Origin of the sequence: Psychroflexus sediminis (assembly GCF_900099815.1) — a bacterium.
Taxonomy (GTDB): Bacteria; Bacteroidota; Bacteroidia; order Flavobacteriales; family Flavobacteriaceae; genus Psychroflexus; species Psychroflexus sediminis.
This window is the reverse complement of the sequence record NZ_FNCW01000013.1, coordinates 65,669-83,334: the sequence shown is the minus strand read 5'-3', so window position 1 is coordinate 83,334 and position 17,666 is coordinate 65,669. Positions and strand designations below refer to the sequence as shown.

Sequence of the window (17,666 nt, the reverse complement as noted above, 5' to 3'; positions counted from 1 at the left end):
GTTTGGAAGGGATAAGCGCTGAAAGCATATAAGCGCGAAACCCACCACAAGATGAGATTTCTTTAAAGGATCCCCAAAGACGATGGGGTTGATAGGTCACAGGTGTAAAGGCAGTAATGTCATAGCCAAGTGATACTAATTATCCGAAGAGCTTATCTATGAAGATGATTATTATTTTAATTCCTTACTTCAGACTCTAAAGAGCAAAGCCATTACCCTGCAATTCTTATATATTTTTATTATGTCAACTTATTAGAAGTGAGATGTTAGAGAATAGACATCAGATATGAGACATTAGATTAAAAGACCAGTGCGTCGAAAAATCTAATAGCTGAAGTCCAATATCTACAATCTACTATCTCCTTTAGAGCTTAAGGTGGTTACAGCAACGGGGCTCACCTCTTCCCATTCCGAACAGAGCAGTTAAGCCCGTTAGCGCCGATGGTACTACATACCGTGGAAGAGTAGGTCGCCGCCTTCTTTATACTAAACCCTTAATTACATCCGTAATTTAGGGTTTTTTTATTTTTTAATCTTTTTGAATAGTATGTTAAACCCTGGTAGCCTTCAATACTCTATTTCCTTCAATTGTTTTTGCAAAAATTAAATAATCACTATCGCTTCCTATATTGCAATTCAATTTTTTACGAATGCTCTCAGTAGATATTTTGACATTTTTACTGATGATGTTCACAAACTTTCCTTTATAGTCTTTTTTTAGCTTTTTAAAATGTATGGTATCAGTATTTTCAATCCTGTAAATTTTACCAGGAAAACTAGTAATCATTGAGTTCGTGGTATATAGATTTGTGTTTTTTTCAAGCTTATCTAAGTTGTATTTGGATGCAAAATGATCATACAAGCCAGATTTCATGATGCTTGAATTGAATTCATACACGTATTTATCACATTTTGACAGTGATATTAGATCAGTCTGAATCTCATCAGTTTCAGCTTTTTCAAACCTATACTTTTTGAGGGAACTGTAATTGAACAGCTTCATAGCTCTACTGTTTGCAGCTCTCCAGTCTATTACCCATACTAATTCCTTTACTTCATTTTTAACAGAGATTATATGTAACTCTTTAATCCCCGATAGTTCTTTATAACCCATTTCGATATCATACATCGGAGAAGTCTTTATCATCAAGTTTTTTGATTTTTCTTTTAGCAGGTCCTGATGTTCTAATAGATTTGGTAATGAATCCTTAAGCAGGAACACCTTTTGATTTTTGTTTCTTCGCGATGGATCCACATAAATCCAATCGTATTTGAAATTTGTTTTTTTTAAATAGTCAATTGAATCGACATTTAGGCATTGAATATTTTTAACCGATAATGCTTTAAAATTATGATTGGCGATTTCATATAGTTTTTTGTTAAGCTCAGCGTAGGTAAGCTTTTGAATTCGCTTGGAAAAATAAAAATCGTCAACACCAAAACCACCTGTTAAATCAATTAATCTTTTTCCAAAGATGAGCTTAGATTTATGATTTGCTGTAATTTCTGAAGAAGTCTGTTCAAGATTAACTTTGGGAGGATAAATGATATTTTTATTTTCAAACCAGCTCGGTAGTTTTTTCTTTGCTTTATTTTTTCCAACAATTTGATTTACCAATGAGTGTATACTTACAGACTCAAATGGGCTTCCTTTCAAAACCAGGCTAGGAATGGGTGTAGTTAAGTTGTCTTCAATAAATTGAAGGACTTTAGTCATTTGTAATTCCTTATATCTATCTTCTTGCTTCATATAAAGCAATACCTAAAGTTTGTGAAACATTCAGACTTGAATTTTTACCAAACATTTTTATATGACAAATTTTATCGAGTTTATGTAAAATATTTTCGGTTATCCCTCGTTTTTCATTTCCCATGACTAAAAGAAATTCATCAGTATCCAGTTCGCTTAATGTCTTTATGTCGGTACTGTTATTTGTGATTTCCAGGCCGATTTTTAGTCCTTTAAAATCATCAAAAACTCTCTGGAAGTCCTCATAAAATGAAATGTTTAAATTTTTCCACGTAGACCTGGAGGTTCTTTTAAAACGAGTGCTTTCAAGATCTTTTTGATTTGAACTATTTATCCAAATGCTTTGAACTCCAAAAGCCTCTGCGTTTCTAAAAATACTTCCCAAATTGGCAGGACTACTCATTTCATCTAGTAATATGCTGATTTGAGTTTTTGAAGTATTATTAAAGTTTACCTGGTGATGTTTTAGTTGCTCGTCTTTCATTGCATAAAAGCATATTTAAGAATATTGACGCCCATTTTAAGAGCTTCACGTCTTACAGCCTCAGGATCTCCGTGAACAGATGGATCTTCCCATCCATTTCCCAAGTCACTTTCATAGGTAAATAAAACCATCAATCTTCCTTTTTTATCCTCAATACCGTAAGCTACAGGTGGTTTCCCGTCATGTTCATGAATCTTGGGCAATCCATTTTTGAATTCAAATTCTGTTGTGAAAATTGGGTGCTTATGTGAAAGTATTTTTAAAGTTCGATTAGGAAAAACTTTTTTAATAGCCTTTTCAAAATAGGGTTTTAATCCATAATTATCATCTGCATGTAAAAATCCTCCACTTAGTAAATAACTCCTAAGATTTGTTGCTGCCTCATTAGAAAAATAAATATTTCCATGACCTGTAAGATGAACAAATGCAAAATTAAATAAGTCCGGACTTTCAGGCTTTACTTCTTTTATAGTTTTACTGACTTTGCTTTCAGTTGTTTTATTGACGAATTCAACAAGATTTGGTAAGGAAGTGGGATTGCTATACCAATCGCCCCCGCCTTCATATTTTAAGAGTGCAATCTCTTGAGCAGTAGTGCTTTTTATCCCTAAAATCAAGATTAAAATAAAAGTTAGCCTCATATGGATTTTATTAAGTTAACAGTATGACAAGCTACTATTCCTGCAGTTTCGGTACGCAACCTCGAGTTTGACAGCGAAATGGGATTAAAACCGTAAGATACCGCTAAATCTATTTCAGACCTTGAAAAATCTCCTTCAGGTCCAATTAATACTAAATTATCGTCTCCAACCACTTTGGAAAGTCTTTCTTTGGCATCGTTTTCACAATGGGCAATTAATTTTGTCGAATTATATTCGGAAGTGATAAAATCAGAAAATGAAGTCAATTCATTTAATTTAGGTAAAAAAGCATTTAAAGATTGTTTCATGGCTGCTTGCAAGACTTTTTCGTAGCGCTCAAGTTTAATAGTTCTTCTTTCGCTGTGTTCGCAAAGTAGTGGTGTTATTTCTTGTATCCCTATTTCAGTCGCTTTTTCCAGAAACCACTCAAATCTATCGTTAGCCTTAGTGGGAGCTATGGCTATGTGAAGATGATGTTTTGAGGCTTTTTTTTCGTCAATTTTCAATACCTCGATTTCACATTTTTTAGGATGGTTGCTTTTTATAAGGCCCTCAGCTAATAGTCCCATGCCATTGGTGATAAAAACCTTATCACCAATATTTTTTCTAAGCACTTTTGAGATATGCCGGCTTTCAATAGGATTTACCACGATAAGCTTGGCTGTTGAATCAAAAAGGGGTTCGTAGAAAAGTTGCATTATTTTTAAGGTTTTAAAACTAAAAGTCTCTTTACATTTCTGCTAAAGCTTACTACACCTAGCAATCTCAGTTTAGAAAGCTTTGAACAATTTATCAGGATTTAGTACTAGCAAGAATTACTATGGATCTTCATAAAAAATTGTTTTAGATTAGAGAGCATATCTTGCTTTTGAAGCAGTGGATAAGTCAGTAAATCGATTTTCTTTAAATTTCAGGTAACCTACAATTCCTATCATGGCTGCATTATCTGTGCAATATTCAAACTTTGGAATAAATACATTCCACTGATTTGTCTGTTTTTTTTCTATAAGTGCTTCCCGAATGCCAGAATTGGCAGACACACCACCACCGATCGCTATCTCCTTAATCCCAGTCTCTTTTACAGCTTTTTCCAGTTTGGATATCAATATGTCAACTACTTTTCTTTGAAAGGAAGCGCAAAGATCATTTATGTTTTCTTCTATGAAGTTGGGATTCTGTCTTGTTTGTTTTTGAAGATAATACAAAACAGATGTTTTTAATCCACTAAAACTAAAATCTAGTCCTTTTACATTAGGTTTGGCAAATTCAAACTTTTGCGGATCTCCAAGTTTAGAGTGTTTATCAATTTCTGGACCTGCAGGATAAGAGAGGTTGAGCATTTTTCCACACTTGTCGAAAGCCTCACCTATAGAATCATCGAGTGTTTCTCCAATTACTTCCATCTCAAAATAACCTTTAACTTTTACGATCTGGGTATGGCCGCCACTTATGGTCACCCCAAGAAAAGGAAATTTTGGAGATTTTGAATTTGTATCATTTATAAAATGAACAAGCAAATGCGCTTGCATGTGATTGACCTCTATAAGCGGAATCTCGAGGGCAAGACTCAAAGATTTTGCGAAGGAACTACCGACCAGCAAAGACCCCATCAAACCTGGTCCTCTCGTATATGCAATAGCAGACAAATCATTTTTGGTAATATTCGCTTTCTTCAGGGCTTGGTCTACAACCGGTACAATATGTTGCTGATGTGCTCTGGAAGCTAGTTCAGGCACAACACCCCCGTATTCCTTGTGAACCTCCTGAGTGGCAACTATATTGCTTAAAACTTGGTCATTGTAAAAAACAGCAGCCGATGTATCATCACAAGATGATTCAATCCCTAATATGTAAGTGTTTTTTTGAGTGCTCATTCCTTTATTTGAAAACCTGTTTGACAAGCAAAGCTAATTAAATTTATAGCCTTGTTGAAAGTATTTAGGACTAGTATTTGATATATCTTTGAAAAAATTATAGACATTAGAGTGCTCAGAAAACTTTGGAAATTTATAAAAAATGCATTTATAGCCATAATACTGGTATTTTTGCTCCTTGTCCTGATTTTTTTAATCCCACAAGTCCAGTCATATTATGGAGGTAAACTCACTGATAATTTCAATAAAGCTTATCAAACTGACCTTAATGTAAAAGGCTTAAAAGTAAACTATAAGGGAAATATAGTTTTAGAGGATTTACTTTTAAGGGATGATTATGGTGATACGATCATATATGCGAAAACCTTATCCACTTCTTTAGTAAACCTTTCAAATCTTTCAGGAACTAATCTCCATTTTTCAAACACAGAATTTCAGCAATTAAAATTTAAATTGAAACAGTATCGGGGTGAAAAAGACGATGAATTTACCAAGTTTATTGAAAAACTAAGCGATACGACCTCAAAATCATCAGAGCCTTTTCAGTTGAAAATCAACAGAGTACTTGCTTTTGAAAGTGAATTTGCTGTTATCAATAAAAACATAGACAATGATCCCACATTTTTCATCAGGGATTTAGACTTTAATATTTCAAATTTCAAGCTATCAGGACCAAATATTGAATTAAACCTCAGACGGCTCTCTGGCATTCTTAAGCAGGGAATTCTTGTTGAAGATTTCAAAACTCAATTTACTTATAGCCCACAACAAATGGATTTTCAAAATCTTATATTGGAAACTCCATATTCCAATATTAAAGGGATACTTAAGTTTGATTACGATAGAAAAGATCTTCAGTACTTTTTTGACAGGGTGAATCTGGAAGCTGATTTCAAAAAATCGCTTATTTCAAGTACAGATCTGCGGCGGTTTTATGATGGTTTCGGGTATGGCCAAGAATTCAACCTCAATGGAGCTGCTAGAGGTCAGCTTAATAATCTCGATCTTCAAAATTTAGACATTGAGGGAAATGATCATACGAGTATTTCCGGCAACCTCAAACTCTATAATTCTTTTGGCGATTCTCCATTCAACATGGTTGGCTATCCTTTGGATATCACCACAACCTACAAGGATTTGATTGCGCTTTTCCCAACCGACTTAAAACCAAATTTACCTGCTTATTTTAAAACCTTTGGAACAACCCAACTTCAAGGAAAAATCGAATTATCAAATAATGAATTGTTCACTGTTTTGAATATGAAGACAGAGTTGGGGAACGCAGAGATGAATTTGAATTTTGAAAATTATCAAAAGCCTGAAACCGTCAAGTATAGTGGGTTTTTAGCTGTTTCTGAATTTGATTTAGGTGACTTTTTCAATAATAAAACTCTTGGAAATACCACGTTTAACTTCAAAGTGAATGGTTCCGGATTTACGAAGTCTTCCCTCAATACTTTGGCAATTGGCACCATAAATTCAATTGGGGTTAATGGTTATACTTACAAAAACATTAAGCTTAACGGTAATCTTAAAGCTCCTTACTTCAATGGAGAAATGATAAGTTTAGACCCCAATTTTTTGTTTTCTTTCGACGGTCTGCTTGATGCTTCAAAAGAAGAAAATGAATTCAATTTTAATGCAGACGTGGAATATGCAGATTTATATGACTTAAATATAGTCAATCGCGATACCATGGCCGACTTCCAAGGAAATTTAACTGTTGACTTAAAGGGAAATTCTATTGATGAGCTTAAAGGTCAGCTCAGTTTTAATTCTTTGAAATACGAAAACGAACGTGAAATTTATGCTTTTGAAGATTTGGTGATTAAATCTTCATTTGAGGATACCAAACAAATTATAAGTATAGATAGCCCCGATGTCATTAGCGGAAAGCTTGAAGGAGAATTTAAATTATCTTCTTTACCTCAGTTATTTTCTGATGCTGTAGAAAATTTATATTTCAGAAGTAAGAAGGACTCAAAACAAAATTACCAGTATGTTGATTTTGATTTGAATATCTATAATAAAATTGTCGAAGTTTTCTTTCCTGAAATTGAGGTGGCTTCCAATACATTCATAAGGGGAAACATAGATGCCAGTGAGACCGACTTTTCTTTGAATTTTAGATCACCTCGCATCAGTATTTATGATAATGTCCTCAAGAATATCAATATCCAAGTCGATACAGATAGTCCTTTATATAACTCATATGTTGAAATTGAAAACATAATGACTTCATTTTATGATATTTCAGATTTCAATATGATCAACGTTAATCTAAAAGATACACTTTTTGTAAGAACTGAATTTAAGGGAGGGCAGTTAAAGCAAGATAATTTCAATTTAAGTATTTATCAAACTATAAGCGATGATGATAAATCTACATTTGGTTTTAAGCGATCTAGTATTGTTTATAATGAGAACTTATGGTTTCTCAACAGAGAATCTGATAAAAATAATAAGGTGGAAATAGAACGGGGATTTCAAAATTTCAATATGGACTCTCTAAAATTGTCTAGCGGAAATCAGTCCATTTTGCTCAATGGTATAATAAAAGATTCTACTTATAAAGATTTAATGCTGAAGTTTGATAAAGTGAAACTTGCTGACGTAATACCAAAACAGGACAGCATTCAGTTTGCAGGCCTCTTAAACGGAACCCTGGATATTTTTCAAAAAAATAATATTTATGCCCCAAACCTGGATGTGGTTATCGAGGACTTAGAGTTCAATGAGGTGAAATATGGTCAGTTTTCATTAGCAGCTAACGGAAATAAAGATCTAAGTTCATTTGATATTGTTTCAGAATTACAAACGAAAAATAAAACTTTATTTAAGGCTGAAGGCTTAGTTTTTACAGACGACAAAGATCAATACTTTGATGTAGGTGTCAATTTTAATGAATTTGATTTAAGTTCATTCAGTGTTTTTGGAGAAGAAGTCATTTCAAATATTAGGGGGTTTGCCTCCGGGAATGTAGATGTAACAGGTGAAATTGGAAATCCGTTTTTCAACGGTGAATTGCAGTTAAAAGAAGCTGGGTTAAGCGTACCTTATCTTAATATCGATTTTGATTTTGAGAATAGCTCAAGGATAGGTTTCAGCGATAAAGACTTTGTGTTTAATGATATTGAAATCACAGACGTAAAGTATAAAACTCAAGGCTTACTCAATGGCTCAATTAGTAATGAAAATTTTGAGGAGTGGTACTTAGATTTGAACATTAGTTCCAGTAATCTTGTCGCCTTGGACACAAAATTTAAAGAAGGTCGACTTTATTATGGTACTGCGTTTATAGATGGAAATGCATCTATTGTTGGTCCATCAGATGAAATTGAAATTAACGTAGAAGCTGAAACAGAAGAAAATACAGTTTTTAAAATCCCATTGGATGATACGGAATCCCTTGGGGATAATTCCTTTATTTATTTTCTAAGTTTAGAAGATAAGCTTTCTCAGGAAGCAGGTCGCAAAATCAAATTTGAAGAAGTTAAGGGTTTAAGTCTAAATTTCGATTTGGATATTACCAGAGATGCAGAAGTGGAAATTGTGGTAGATCCTGTTAATGGAAGTAGTTTGAAAGGGAGAGGAGCGGGCACGTTATTGATAGAAATCAACACCAATGGTAAATTCAATATGTATGGTGATTATGCTGTCTATGATGGAGAATATATTTTTAAATATTCGGGCTTAGTTCAAAAGCGATTTGAAGTTATTCCGGGATCCAATTTAACCTGGAATGGAGATCCTTTAAAGGCTAATATTGACATTCAAGCCAAATATATAACAGAGGCCAATCCCGCTATACTTTTAGAAAACCCTACTATAAATCGAGAAATACCAGTTGAAGTTCTAATAAACTTAGGCGGGCAAATCGTTCAGCCTGATATTGAATTCAGTTTGAATTTTCCCAATCTGTCTTCTGTGGTCAAAAGTGAGTTAGAATATCGTATACAGGGCAGAGAAAATACAGAACTTCAGGCTTTATCACTTGTGACTCAAGGAACTTTTTACAGTCAAGCAGGATTAGGTCAAAACGCTATTACCGGAAACTTGATAGAAAGAGCTTCTGGAATCGTTGATGATATTATCTCTAAAGAGGATAACAAATTCAAGCTTGGACTCAATTACCAACAAAATGACAGACGTTTAAGCCAAAATAACCTGGCCGATAGAGTAGGACTTTCCATAAAAACTAAAATCACCGACAGGGTATTAATCAATGGAAGATTTGGAGTTCCTGTTGGCGGAGTTACGGAATCTGTTGTATTTGGTGATGTAGAAGTCAATTTCCTTCTGAATGAGACAGGGAGTCTTAGAGCAAATGTATTCAACAGAGAAAGTGATATTCAATTTATTGGTGAGGAATTGGGGTATACACAGGGAGTAGGCCTTACATATACTGTAGATTTTGATTCCTTTAAAGAACTGATAAGTAAGCTTCTTAAAAATGAATACATAAAAAAGGAGAAAGAGAAAAATGAAGGGGAGGATAAAAATATTGAATTACCTTCCTACCTCATTTTTCCTTCTAGCAGAAATTCTAACTGATTATTTTTTTCCAGTAGGCAGTCAAAATCAATATCGATACCAAACAAACCCCAACCGATATTGAAAATAGTAGCATATTGTTATAGATAAGATATCCGGTAGCAAATAATGCTGAATAAACTCCTGCAACTCCAGCAAAGAAGCCTATAATTTTAAATTTAAAACCTTCAAATTTGTTATTGTTATCGAAGACTTTATTTTCAAAAGTATGAAGGGTTTCTTTTGAAGAAGGTTTTGTTAACAAGGTGACTGCAACCCAAATACAGGTGGTAATTAATACGCCAATAATAAGTTTTACATAAGTGTCAATTTCCCAGAAATCGTTTTTTTCCCCCACAAAGAAAATAACTGCAATTAAAAATGAAGACAGCATGGCTGCTATTTCACTATATGGGTTGATTTTATACCAAAACCATCTTAATATAAAAAGTAGACCGGTTCCTGCTCCTATTTGTAATAACAAATCGAAGGCTTCTTTTGCTTCCTCAAGGACAAGAGCGAGTAGTGCAGAAAAAACCATCATTAATAAGGTTGAAAGTCTACCTATTAAAACTTTGTTACGTTCTGAAGCATCTGGTTTTAAGAATCTTACATAAAAGTCATTTACCACATAACTACTTCCCCAATTGAGATGCGTGGATATGGTACTCATAAAAGCAGCTATCAAAGAAGTAACCACAAGGCCCAAAAGACCCGCCGGTAAATAGGAAAGCATAGCCGCATAAGCCAGATCATCCTTAATAAAGTCTTGGTTAAGGCCTGGAAAGGCCAGGGATAAGCTTTCCAAATCCGGAAATAAGACCAAAGAAGCCAGGCCGATAATAATCCAAGGCCAGGGCCGTACGGCATAATGAACAACGGTAAATAGCAGTGTAGCTAAAGTAGCATGTTTTGTGTTTTTGGCCGCTAACATGCGCTGAACAATATAACCACCTCCTCCAGGTTCTGCTCCAGGATACCAAACACTCCACCACTGTACAGCAAGGGGTACCACAAGAACAGGTACATAGACCTCTGGATTAGTGAAATCTGGAAAAATGGAGCTTTTATCCTGAACTTCAGGTACAGTAAGCAATTCTTGTATGCCTCCAATTTCGGGCATACCCACAATATAAATTGTAGCCCAAACACTTCCTGTAATAGCGATGGCAAATTGCACAAAATCGGTAAGAATGACCCCCTTCAGTCCTCCGAGCATAGAATACAACACAGTTACCGAACAGGAAATGACCAATGATTCAACTGCAGAAAAATCGAACATGACATGTCCAATTTTTATAGCAGCCAAACAAACAGTAGCCATGATGACAATATTGAAAAACACACCCAAATAAATCGCTCTGAAGCCTCTCAAAAAGGCAGCACTTTTGCCGCTATACCGAAGTTCGTAAAACTCAAGGTCTGTCGTAATTTCACTTTTTCTCCAAAGTTTGGAATAGAAAAAAACGGTGAGCATGCCGGTGAGTAGAAAACTCCACCAGACCCAGTTTCCATAAACACCATCATTTCTGACAATACCGGCTACCAGACCGGGAGTATCGGCAGCAAAGGTTGTAGCCACCATGGAGATACCAAGCAGCCACCAGGACATATTTCTTCCGGAAAGAAAAAAATTCTTGGCGTTTTTACCGCTGGATTTTGAAGCGTAGACACCTATTCCTAAACTTAATGCGAAAAAGGCAATAATAATAACCCAGTCTATAAGGCTTAAAAGCATAGAAGTTTAGTCTTGGAAAGCGATAAGGCTTATTTCAACATTTGCATCTTTTGGCAGCCTTGCCACTTGAATTGTTTCTCTCGCTGGAGCGGTTTCTTCATCAAAATAAGAACCATAAATTTTATTTATTTTTGCAAAATCGTCCATATTTGAGATATAGATAGTTGCTTTTATAACCTGAGAGAAAGTGAGTTTGGCTTCTTTCAAAATTGCTTCCAGACTTTTCATCACACGCGTGGTTTCTGCTTCAATAGAATCAAATTCGGTCTCACCAGTTTCAGGATTTAAAGCAATTTGCCCAGATGTATATAAAAACCCGTTGATTAAAACAGCTTGACTGTAAGGGCCAATGGGTGACGCTGCTTGTTCAGTGTTGATTATTTTTTTCATAAACTTATTATTGTAAGGTTCTATCGCGTTCTCTGTTTCTATCGTATTTCACATCTTGTAAGATGCTGGATTTTATACCGATAAAGAAAAACCAAGACTTCCTAACTCCAAATGGTGTCCAGTTAAAACTCATTTGCCAGCTTTTTAAGTCTTTTGCAAACCTTAGTTGAGTAAATGTAAAGCCTTTATTTTTTATATCATAACCTGAAGATATACCAACATTCCATGTAGGAGATAATTCTAAATCTCCGGAAAACATAAGAGAGTGAGAACTTATTTCATCTTGTCTCGCATTATTGGAGTAAGTCATGGTATAAGCTAAATTTAGATTCCAGGGTATAGCATAATTATACCTTTCATTTTCATCATTTTTTGAACCTTTGTCACGATCCGGCCGATTCATCATTTCGCTAGAGCCAAAAAGGTCATCAGGTCTTCCTCCATTCCTATAGCTTTCTGAGTCATATTCTTCCTCATCTTTTTCTTCTTCTCCCTTTTTCTCCTCGTCTTTCTGAAAATCTTTATTTGAAAATGAATAGCTAAAACTCGCATTAGCTCTGGTAAGCCTGAATAGGCTTCCTCCGTTGTTGATGTTGAGTGTACTAATTCTTCTGTTATTGCTGTTTAAGGCATAAACATCTAAAGTACCGAGAAAATTAATAGCCAATTTATCTTGTACGATAGGTAAAGTTCCTCTTACCGATATGGGGCTGAGCTGAAGGGAGTCCACTGCAAAATTATAATTGGTACTTAAGCCAAAATTATTAAGAAGACTGATTTTCTTAAAACGCTCATCTCCTGTTAGTGTAGAATCTTTTTTTCTAACTTTAGCCTCAATATCATTTGTAAGATTGAATGACATACTACTGGCAAAATTATTACCTGGCGCACCGTTGAGTGTTCCTTCAAATCTTGAAAACTCCACGACTTCATCTTCAAGTCCCGCAATACCCGTTCGTGTATATTCATCATAATATTGATCAAAAGCAGGACTTATATTGTAAGAAACAGAAGGTCTCATGACATGCCGTACTGCTTTAATTTTCTTATCATCTCCAAAATTGAACATACCATATACAGTGGTTCCCACTGAAGTAGAAAAATTATAGGTTCTGTATGAATCAAAACCATTTATAGTATCTCTTCTTACATTACGAAGCTGTTCGTCAAATTGTTGATCAAAGGTTTTGAGTGTCCATACTTCATTATAATTCATGCCTGCACTTACACTAAAATGTTCGAAAATCTTGAAGTTGGTAGAAATCGGTATAGTGTGTCTTGCTCCAACGTCTGCACCTTCAAACATTTCGGGTCTAAAAAACAATGAATCAGTCGTTGTAATTCTGTTTTCGGCCCTGACATTGTATTGTAAATTGATATTTTGAATAGCTCCTTTTTTGGATCCTGTTTTTGGAGCAAAAGGAAAAACTCTTCCTATACTGAATTGCAAGGTCGGTAAAGTCAGGTTAATGACTTCTGTATTTGTGTTTTGGTTGTGGGTGGCCGATATATTTAAGTTCATGGCTGGTTCCCCTTCGAAGGTTTTTGAATAGGTCACAGATGAATTCAGGGTGTTGTTCAGGAAATTTCCAGTATTATTCTGATTGACAGATTGTTGATAATAATCACTGGAACCTAAATTTACAGATGCTGAAAATCGAGATGAAGGATTGGCCTTTTGATCTTGGTTATGACTCCACCTCAAGTTATAAACTGTAGTTTCGCTAAAGTTGGGAAAGCCACGTTCTTCAAGCAGTAGTTTTTCATATCGAAAAGCTACATTACCATTGAAGCGATAGCGAACATTATAATCACTTTCCAGCCTCAAACCATAACTCCCGTTGGTGTAATAATCTCCAAGAACAGCTAAATCCACATAATCGCTAATGGCAAAGTAATAGCCTCCGTTCATAAGAAAAAAGCCCCTGTTTCTATTTTCACCATAGGAGGGAATGATAAAACCTGAAGCTTGCTTATCGGTCAGCGGAAAATACCCAAACGGCAATCCCAAAGGAGTTGGGACATCAGCAATGTACATGTTTACAAAGCCTGTCACAATCTTACTGTCTGGAACAAATTTAATTTTCCTAGCAAAGAAATAGTAATCTGCATCATCAATATTTTCAGCTGTAGTAAATTTTGCATTGGCCAAATAGTATATAGAGTCGTTTTGTCGCTTGGAAATTTCTCCCTTTACCTTAAAACCCCCTTGCTCTGTTCTGGAATTAAAAACCAAAGCTTTTTTTGAATCGAAGTTAAAAATCAGACTATCGGGTTCTACTAAGTTTTCTCCTTGCTTAAATGTTGGCGCTTGAGTATAAGCCCCTGTCGAGTCGATGATCCCTGAAGCAAAAACTTCTTTTGTCGAATTATCTACGATAATCCAACCAGCGTTTATGGTCATGTCACCATATTCTACAACGGCCTCGTTAAATAAGTACATTTTATCAGTCTTCCTCGACAATCTTTTGTAATCTTTGGCATAAGCATCTACAATATCGGTTAGAACTTCCCGTTTTTTGATTGTTTTGTTCTGAACCAATGTATCTCCGATTACATATTTAATACGCTGAGTTATAGAATCGGCTTCATTTTTGATGAGATAACCAAAGTCTACTTTCTGAGGTTCTTTTTCTTGTGCATAAAGCCCAAAATTGAAAAGAAAACCAATCCCAAAAAGTATATAAAGTAAGTTTGTACGCAATGCTTTTAGTACTATTTTTGTAAATGAAGACTTTTTAAAGAAGTTTCAAAATTACATTTTATTTTTATGCTTCCTAAAAAAGTTTCCAATAACATTAAGAATTATAAAATCTATGCTTAGACCCATTTCAAGTCTTTACCTAATTATGTTTATTATCATTTTTAACTTCGGTTTTAATTTGATGCATTCCCAGTCTGATACCAATAAATTTGTAGTGGTTATTGATGCTGGACATGGAGGGAAAGACGCAGGCAATACAGGTAACGATTATTTGGAAAAGGATATTGCCTTAAAAATCGCTCTGAAAGTCGGCAAACAACTCGAAAAATACGAAGGTTTAGAAGTTCTTTATACCAGAGAAACAGATGTTTTCATTCCTTTGGATAAAAGAGCTCAAGTTGCCAATAAATCCAATGCTGATTTATTTGTATCCATTCATTGTAATGGTGTAAGAAATAGTGCTCCTTCAGGTACAGAAACCTTTGTACTCGGTCTTCATAGAAATAAAGATAACTTAGAGATTGCGATGAAAGAAAATTCTGTGATTAAGTTTGAGGAGGACTATGAGGTGAAATACGATGGTTTTGATCCAGACTCTCCGGAATCCTATATTGGGTTTACGATTATGCAAGAAGAGTTTTTAGATCAAAGTGCTTTACTTGCTAATTTTGTTCAAAGGCAATTTTCAGGAGCTCTAACTCTAAAGGACAGGGGTGTGAAACAAGCAGGCTTTCTAGTCTTGAGGGAAACTTATATGCCTAGCGTATTAATCGAAACTGGATTTTTAACCAATAAAAAGGAAGGTGCTTTTCTAAATTCTGAAACAGGACAAACTCAACTAGCCGATGCCATTGTAAATGGAATTAATGAATACAAAAACATCATCAATATAGAGGCTTTAGAATCTGAATTGAGTGAATATAAAGTTAGTTCTAGTGATGTTATGGAAGATTTTTCTTCAGTGATATTTAGAATACAGTTAGCCGCTAGTTCTAGAAAAATTGATCCTAGTCCAGAAAACTTTAAAAAACTATCACCTATTATCCGTTATCAGGAAAACGATTTATTCAAATATTTATTTGGGAAGACCAAGAATTATATGAGTGCACAGAGCCTGAGAGATAAAGCTAAAGCAGAAGGTTATACCTCTGCATTTATAGTTGCTTTTAATTCTTCAGGTGATAAAATTTCGATAAAAGAAGCCCTCAATACTAGAGTTGGGGACTAGTTTTCATTAAAGTTTATTACATTTGAATAAAACTAATACCTTTGAATAAAGAACTTAAAGTTGGTATACTTGTTATAGTAGCAGTTGCCATGCTCATATTTGGTTATAATTTCCTGAAAGGGAATAATATATTTAACACATCTCGAACTTTTTATGCTGTGTATGACGATGTGGAAGGACTAAGTCCATCTGCGCCTGTTAACATCAATGGGTTTCAGGTTGGAAAGGTGACCAGTATAAATTTCATGGATTCAGGTAATCTTTTAGTGACCATTAATTTGAATAACGATATTCAGTTTTCAAAAAAAAGTGTTGCAAAAATCTATGGTGGTGGTTTGATAGGGGGTAAGTCCATGCAAATAAAACTCAAGCAGGATTCAGGTGATTTAGCAAAATCTGGAGATACTTTGGAATCTGCTGTAGAGGAAGGTTTAATCGAGTTGGTCAATGAGAAATTGACCCCTTTAAAAGATAAAATTTCAAATGCAGTTGTTGAAGTTGACACTTTACTCGGAGCATTCAATAACATCTTGGATCCAGAAACCAGAAATAACTTAAGGCAATCTGTTAAAAACCTGAACACTACACTCATAACCCTTAACAATACCTCCTCAAAAGTTGAAAGAATTCTTGATACTAACGAAGAAGAAATCAATTCTACAATCAGCCAGTTTAGTCGAACTTCAGAAAACCTTTCAAGGTTATCAGATTCATTATCTCAAATAGAATTTGGCAGAATTATCGAAAACGCAGACCAAACCCTTGCTAATTTAAATGACATTTCAGAAAAATTGAAAAACAATGAAGGGTCTTTAGGTAAACTTATCAATGATGAAGAGTTATATAATAATTTAGAAGATGCTTCTAAGGAGTTAGAGGAGCTCTTACGAGATATTAAATTGAATCCAAAACGCTATGTCCATTTTTCTGTGTTTGGAAAAAACAATGAGAAGTACGAAAAACCTGAAAACTAAATATGATTTTAGACTATTTACCACAGATTTTATTTTTAATAGTTTTAATAGCTGCTATTTTATTTTTTGCAAAAAATGTATCATCTCTCAAGCGTAATATTAGCTTAGGAAGAGAAGTGGAGCGTAACGACCAAAAAAATAAGCGCTTCAAGAAAATGATGAGAGTAGCTTTGGGTCAGTCTAAAATGGTTACCAGGCCCATTGCAGGTATCCTGCATATCATTGTTTATCTGGGTTTTGTGATTATCAATATCGAGGTTTTAGAAATCATTATAGATGGAGTTCTTGGAACTCACAGAATATTTGGATTTCTAGGCCCGGTGTATAATGTTTTGATTGGCACTTTTGAAATATTGGCTTTATTGGTTCTATTGAGTGTTATCATCTTCTGGCTGCGAAGAAATGTGATGAACATCAAACGATTTTTAGCTAATGAATTAAAGGGATGGCCTAAAAATGATGCCAACTATATTCTTTATTTTGAAGTTGTACTCATGGTGCTTTTTTTAACCATGAATGCTGCCGACTTGGAATTGCAACTTCAGGGTGCGCAACATTATGCAAGTGAAGCAGGAATTGTAGGTTCTTTTCCTGTCAGTCAGTATATGTTACCTCTTTTTGACGGAATGAGTATCGATACGCTGATCATTATTGAAAGAACAGCATGGTGGTTTCATATCGTTGGGATATTGATATTCTTAAATTACCTGTATTACTCAAAACACCTTCATATCTTACTGGCATTTCCGAATGTCTACTTTTCGAATTTAGATGCCATGGGTAAATTTAAAAATCTGGATGCTGTTACTAAAGAAGTGAAGCTGATGATGGATCCCAATGCAGATCCTTTTGCAGAGCCTGAGGCTGATGGAGAGGAGGACATACCAGAAAAATTTGGTGCCAGTGATGTCCAGGATTTAAATTGGTTTCAGCTTCTAAGTGCCTACACCTGTACAGAATGTGGTCGCTGTACTGCGGAATGTCCTGCAAACCAAACGGGTAAAAAACTATCTCCAAGAAAGATCATGATGGATACACGAGATAGACTGGAAGAAATCGGAAGCGATTTAAACAAAGGCAAAGAAATAACAAGCGATAATCAGCTTTTAGACAATTATATCACAAGAGAAGAACTCTGGGCATGTACGACCTGTAATGCCTGTGTAGACGCTTGTCCTGTAGGTATAGATCCCTTATCCATCATCATGGATATGAGACAATACCTGGTTATGGAGCAAAGTGCTGCTCCTGTTGAGCTCAATAATGCAATGACAAACATAGAAAATAATGCTGCCCCCTGGCCATATAATCAGCAGGATAGATTGAACTGGGCTAAAGAATAATCAGTAT

At 35.0% G+C, this 17,666-nt stretch carries 12 protein-coding genes and 2 rRNA genes; 6 read left to right on the top strand and 8 right to left on the bottom strand.

Going from position 1 to position 17,666, the window contains the following annotated elements; translation table 11 throughout:
* Window positions 1-160: ribosomal RNA gene (locus BLP81_RS11975) — 23S ribosomal RNA — on the top strand; the annotation flags it as partial.
* Window positions 161-372: 212 nt separating this feature from the next.
* Window positions 373-481, top strand: a 5S ribosomal RNA gene (gene rrf / locus BLP81_RS11970).
* 69 nt (window positions 482-550) lie between these two features.
* Here rrf and BLP81_RS11965 read toward each other — a convergent pair.
* The 5 genes from BLP81_RS11965 to tsaD form a co-directional block, all read right to left on the bottom strand.
* Window positions 551-1,750 (bottom strand): THUMP-like domain-containing protein, encoded by a 1,200-nt coding sequence (locus tag BLP81_RS11965; protein ID WP_093369295.1) that lies wholly within the window; start codon window positions 1,748-1,750, stop codon window positions 551-553.
* Window positions 1,734-2,234, bottom strand: a complete 501-nt coding sequence (locus tag BLP81_RS11960; protein ID WP_093369291.1) for a TrmH family RNA methyltransferase — start codon at window positions 2,232-2,234, stop codon at window positions 1,734-1,736. The genes BLP81_RS11965 and BLP81_RS11960 overlap by 17 nt, the downstream gene beginning before the upstream one ends.
* Complete coding sequence (locus BLP81_RS11955; protein ID WP_093369284.1) at window positions 2,231-2,875, bottom strand: DUF4159 domain-containing protein; 645 nt, start codon at window positions 2,873-2,875, stop codon at window positions 2,231-2,233. The genes BLP81_RS11960 and BLP81_RS11955 overlap by 4 nt, the downstream gene beginning before the upstream one ends.
* Window positions 2,872-3,573, bottom strand: a complete 702-nt coding sequence (locus tag BLP81_RS11950) for a 16S rRNA (uracil(1498)-N(3))-methyltransferase (RefSeq protein ID WP_093369280.1) — start codon at window positions 3,571-3,573, stop codon at window positions 2,872-2,874. Before BLP81_RS11950 ends, BLP81_RS11955 begins: the two co-directional genes overlap by 4 nt.
* Window positions 3,574-3,723: 150 nt before the next feature.
* Window positions 3,724-4,749: a tRNA (adenosine(37)-N6)-threonylcarbamoyltransferase complex transferase subunit TsaD gene (gene tsaD, locus BLP81_RS11945; protein WP_093369276.1), complete on the bottom strand. Its 1,026-nt coding sequence runs from the start codon at window positions 4,747-4,749 to the stop codon at window positions 3,724-3,726.
* A gap of 111 nt (window positions 4,750-4,860) precedes the next feature.
* Between tsaD and BLP81_RS11940 the strand changes: the two genes are divergently transcribed.
* Complete coding sequence (locus BLP81_RS11940; RefSeq protein ID WP_093369271.1) at window positions 4,861-9,303, top strand: translocation/assembly module TamB domain-containing protein; 4,443 nt, start codon at window positions 4,861-4,863, stop codon at window positions 9,301-9,303.
* On the opposite strand, the gene BLP81_RS11935 is transcribed toward BLP81_RS11940, so the two are convergent.
* The 3 genes from BLP81_RS11935 to BLP81_RS11925 are packed head-to-tail and all read right to left on the bottom strand — an operon-like array spanning window position 9,296 to window position 14,114.
* On the bottom strand, window positions 9,296-11,020 hold the full coding sequence (locus BLP81_RS11935) for a sodium:solute symporter family protein (RefSeq protein WP_093369268.1): 1,725 nt from the start codon (window positions 11,018-11,020) through the stop codon (window positions 9,296-9,298). The genes BLP81_RS11940 and BLP81_RS11935 overlap by 8 nt on opposite strands.
* A gap of 6 nt (window positions 11,021-11,026) precedes the next feature.
* Window positions 11,027-11,410: a Rid family detoxifying hydrolase gene (locus tag BLP81_RS11930; protein ID WP_093369265.1), complete on the bottom strand. Its 384-nt coding sequence runs from the start codon at window positions 11,408-11,410 to the stop codon at window positions 11,027-11,029.
* Window positions 11,411-11,417: 7 nt separating this feature from the next.
* The gene (locus BLP81_RS11925) at window positions 11,418-14,114 is read right to left on the bottom strand and encodes a putative LPS assembly protein LptD (RefSeq protein WP_093369257.1); all 2,697 of its coding nucleotides are present in this window, start codon (window positions 14,112-14,114) and stop codon (window positions 11,418-11,420) included.
* A gap of 145 nt (window positions 14,115-14,259) precedes the next feature.
* Here BLP81_RS11925 and BLP81_RS11920 point away from each other — a divergent pair, with 145 nt between their 5' ends.
* From BLP81_RS11920 to BLP81_RS11910, 3 genes are read left to right on the top strand one after another with little or no spacing between them, the layout of a single operon-like run.
* Window positions 14,260-15,342: an N-acetylmuramoyl-L-alanine amidase family protein gene (locus BLP81_RS11920; RefSeq protein ID WP_394330534.1), complete on the top strand. Its 1,083-nt coding sequence runs from the start codon at window positions 14,260-14,262 to the stop codon at window positions 15,340-15,342.
* Window positions 15,343-15,383: 41 nt separating this feature from the next.
* Entirely contained in the window at window positions 15,384-16,316 is a 933-nt protein-coding gene (locus BLP81_RS11915) for an MlaD family protein (RefSeq protein WP_093369249.1), read from the top strand.
* Between the two features lie 2 nt (window positions 16,317-16,318).
* Complete coding sequence (locus tag BLP81_RS11910; RefSeq protein ID WP_176752718.1) at window positions 16,319-17,659, top strand: 4Fe-4S dicluster domain-containing protein; 1,341 nt, start codon at window positions 16,319-16,321, stop codon at window positions 17,657-17,659.
* Window positions 17,660-17,666 lie beyond the last annotated feature (7 nt).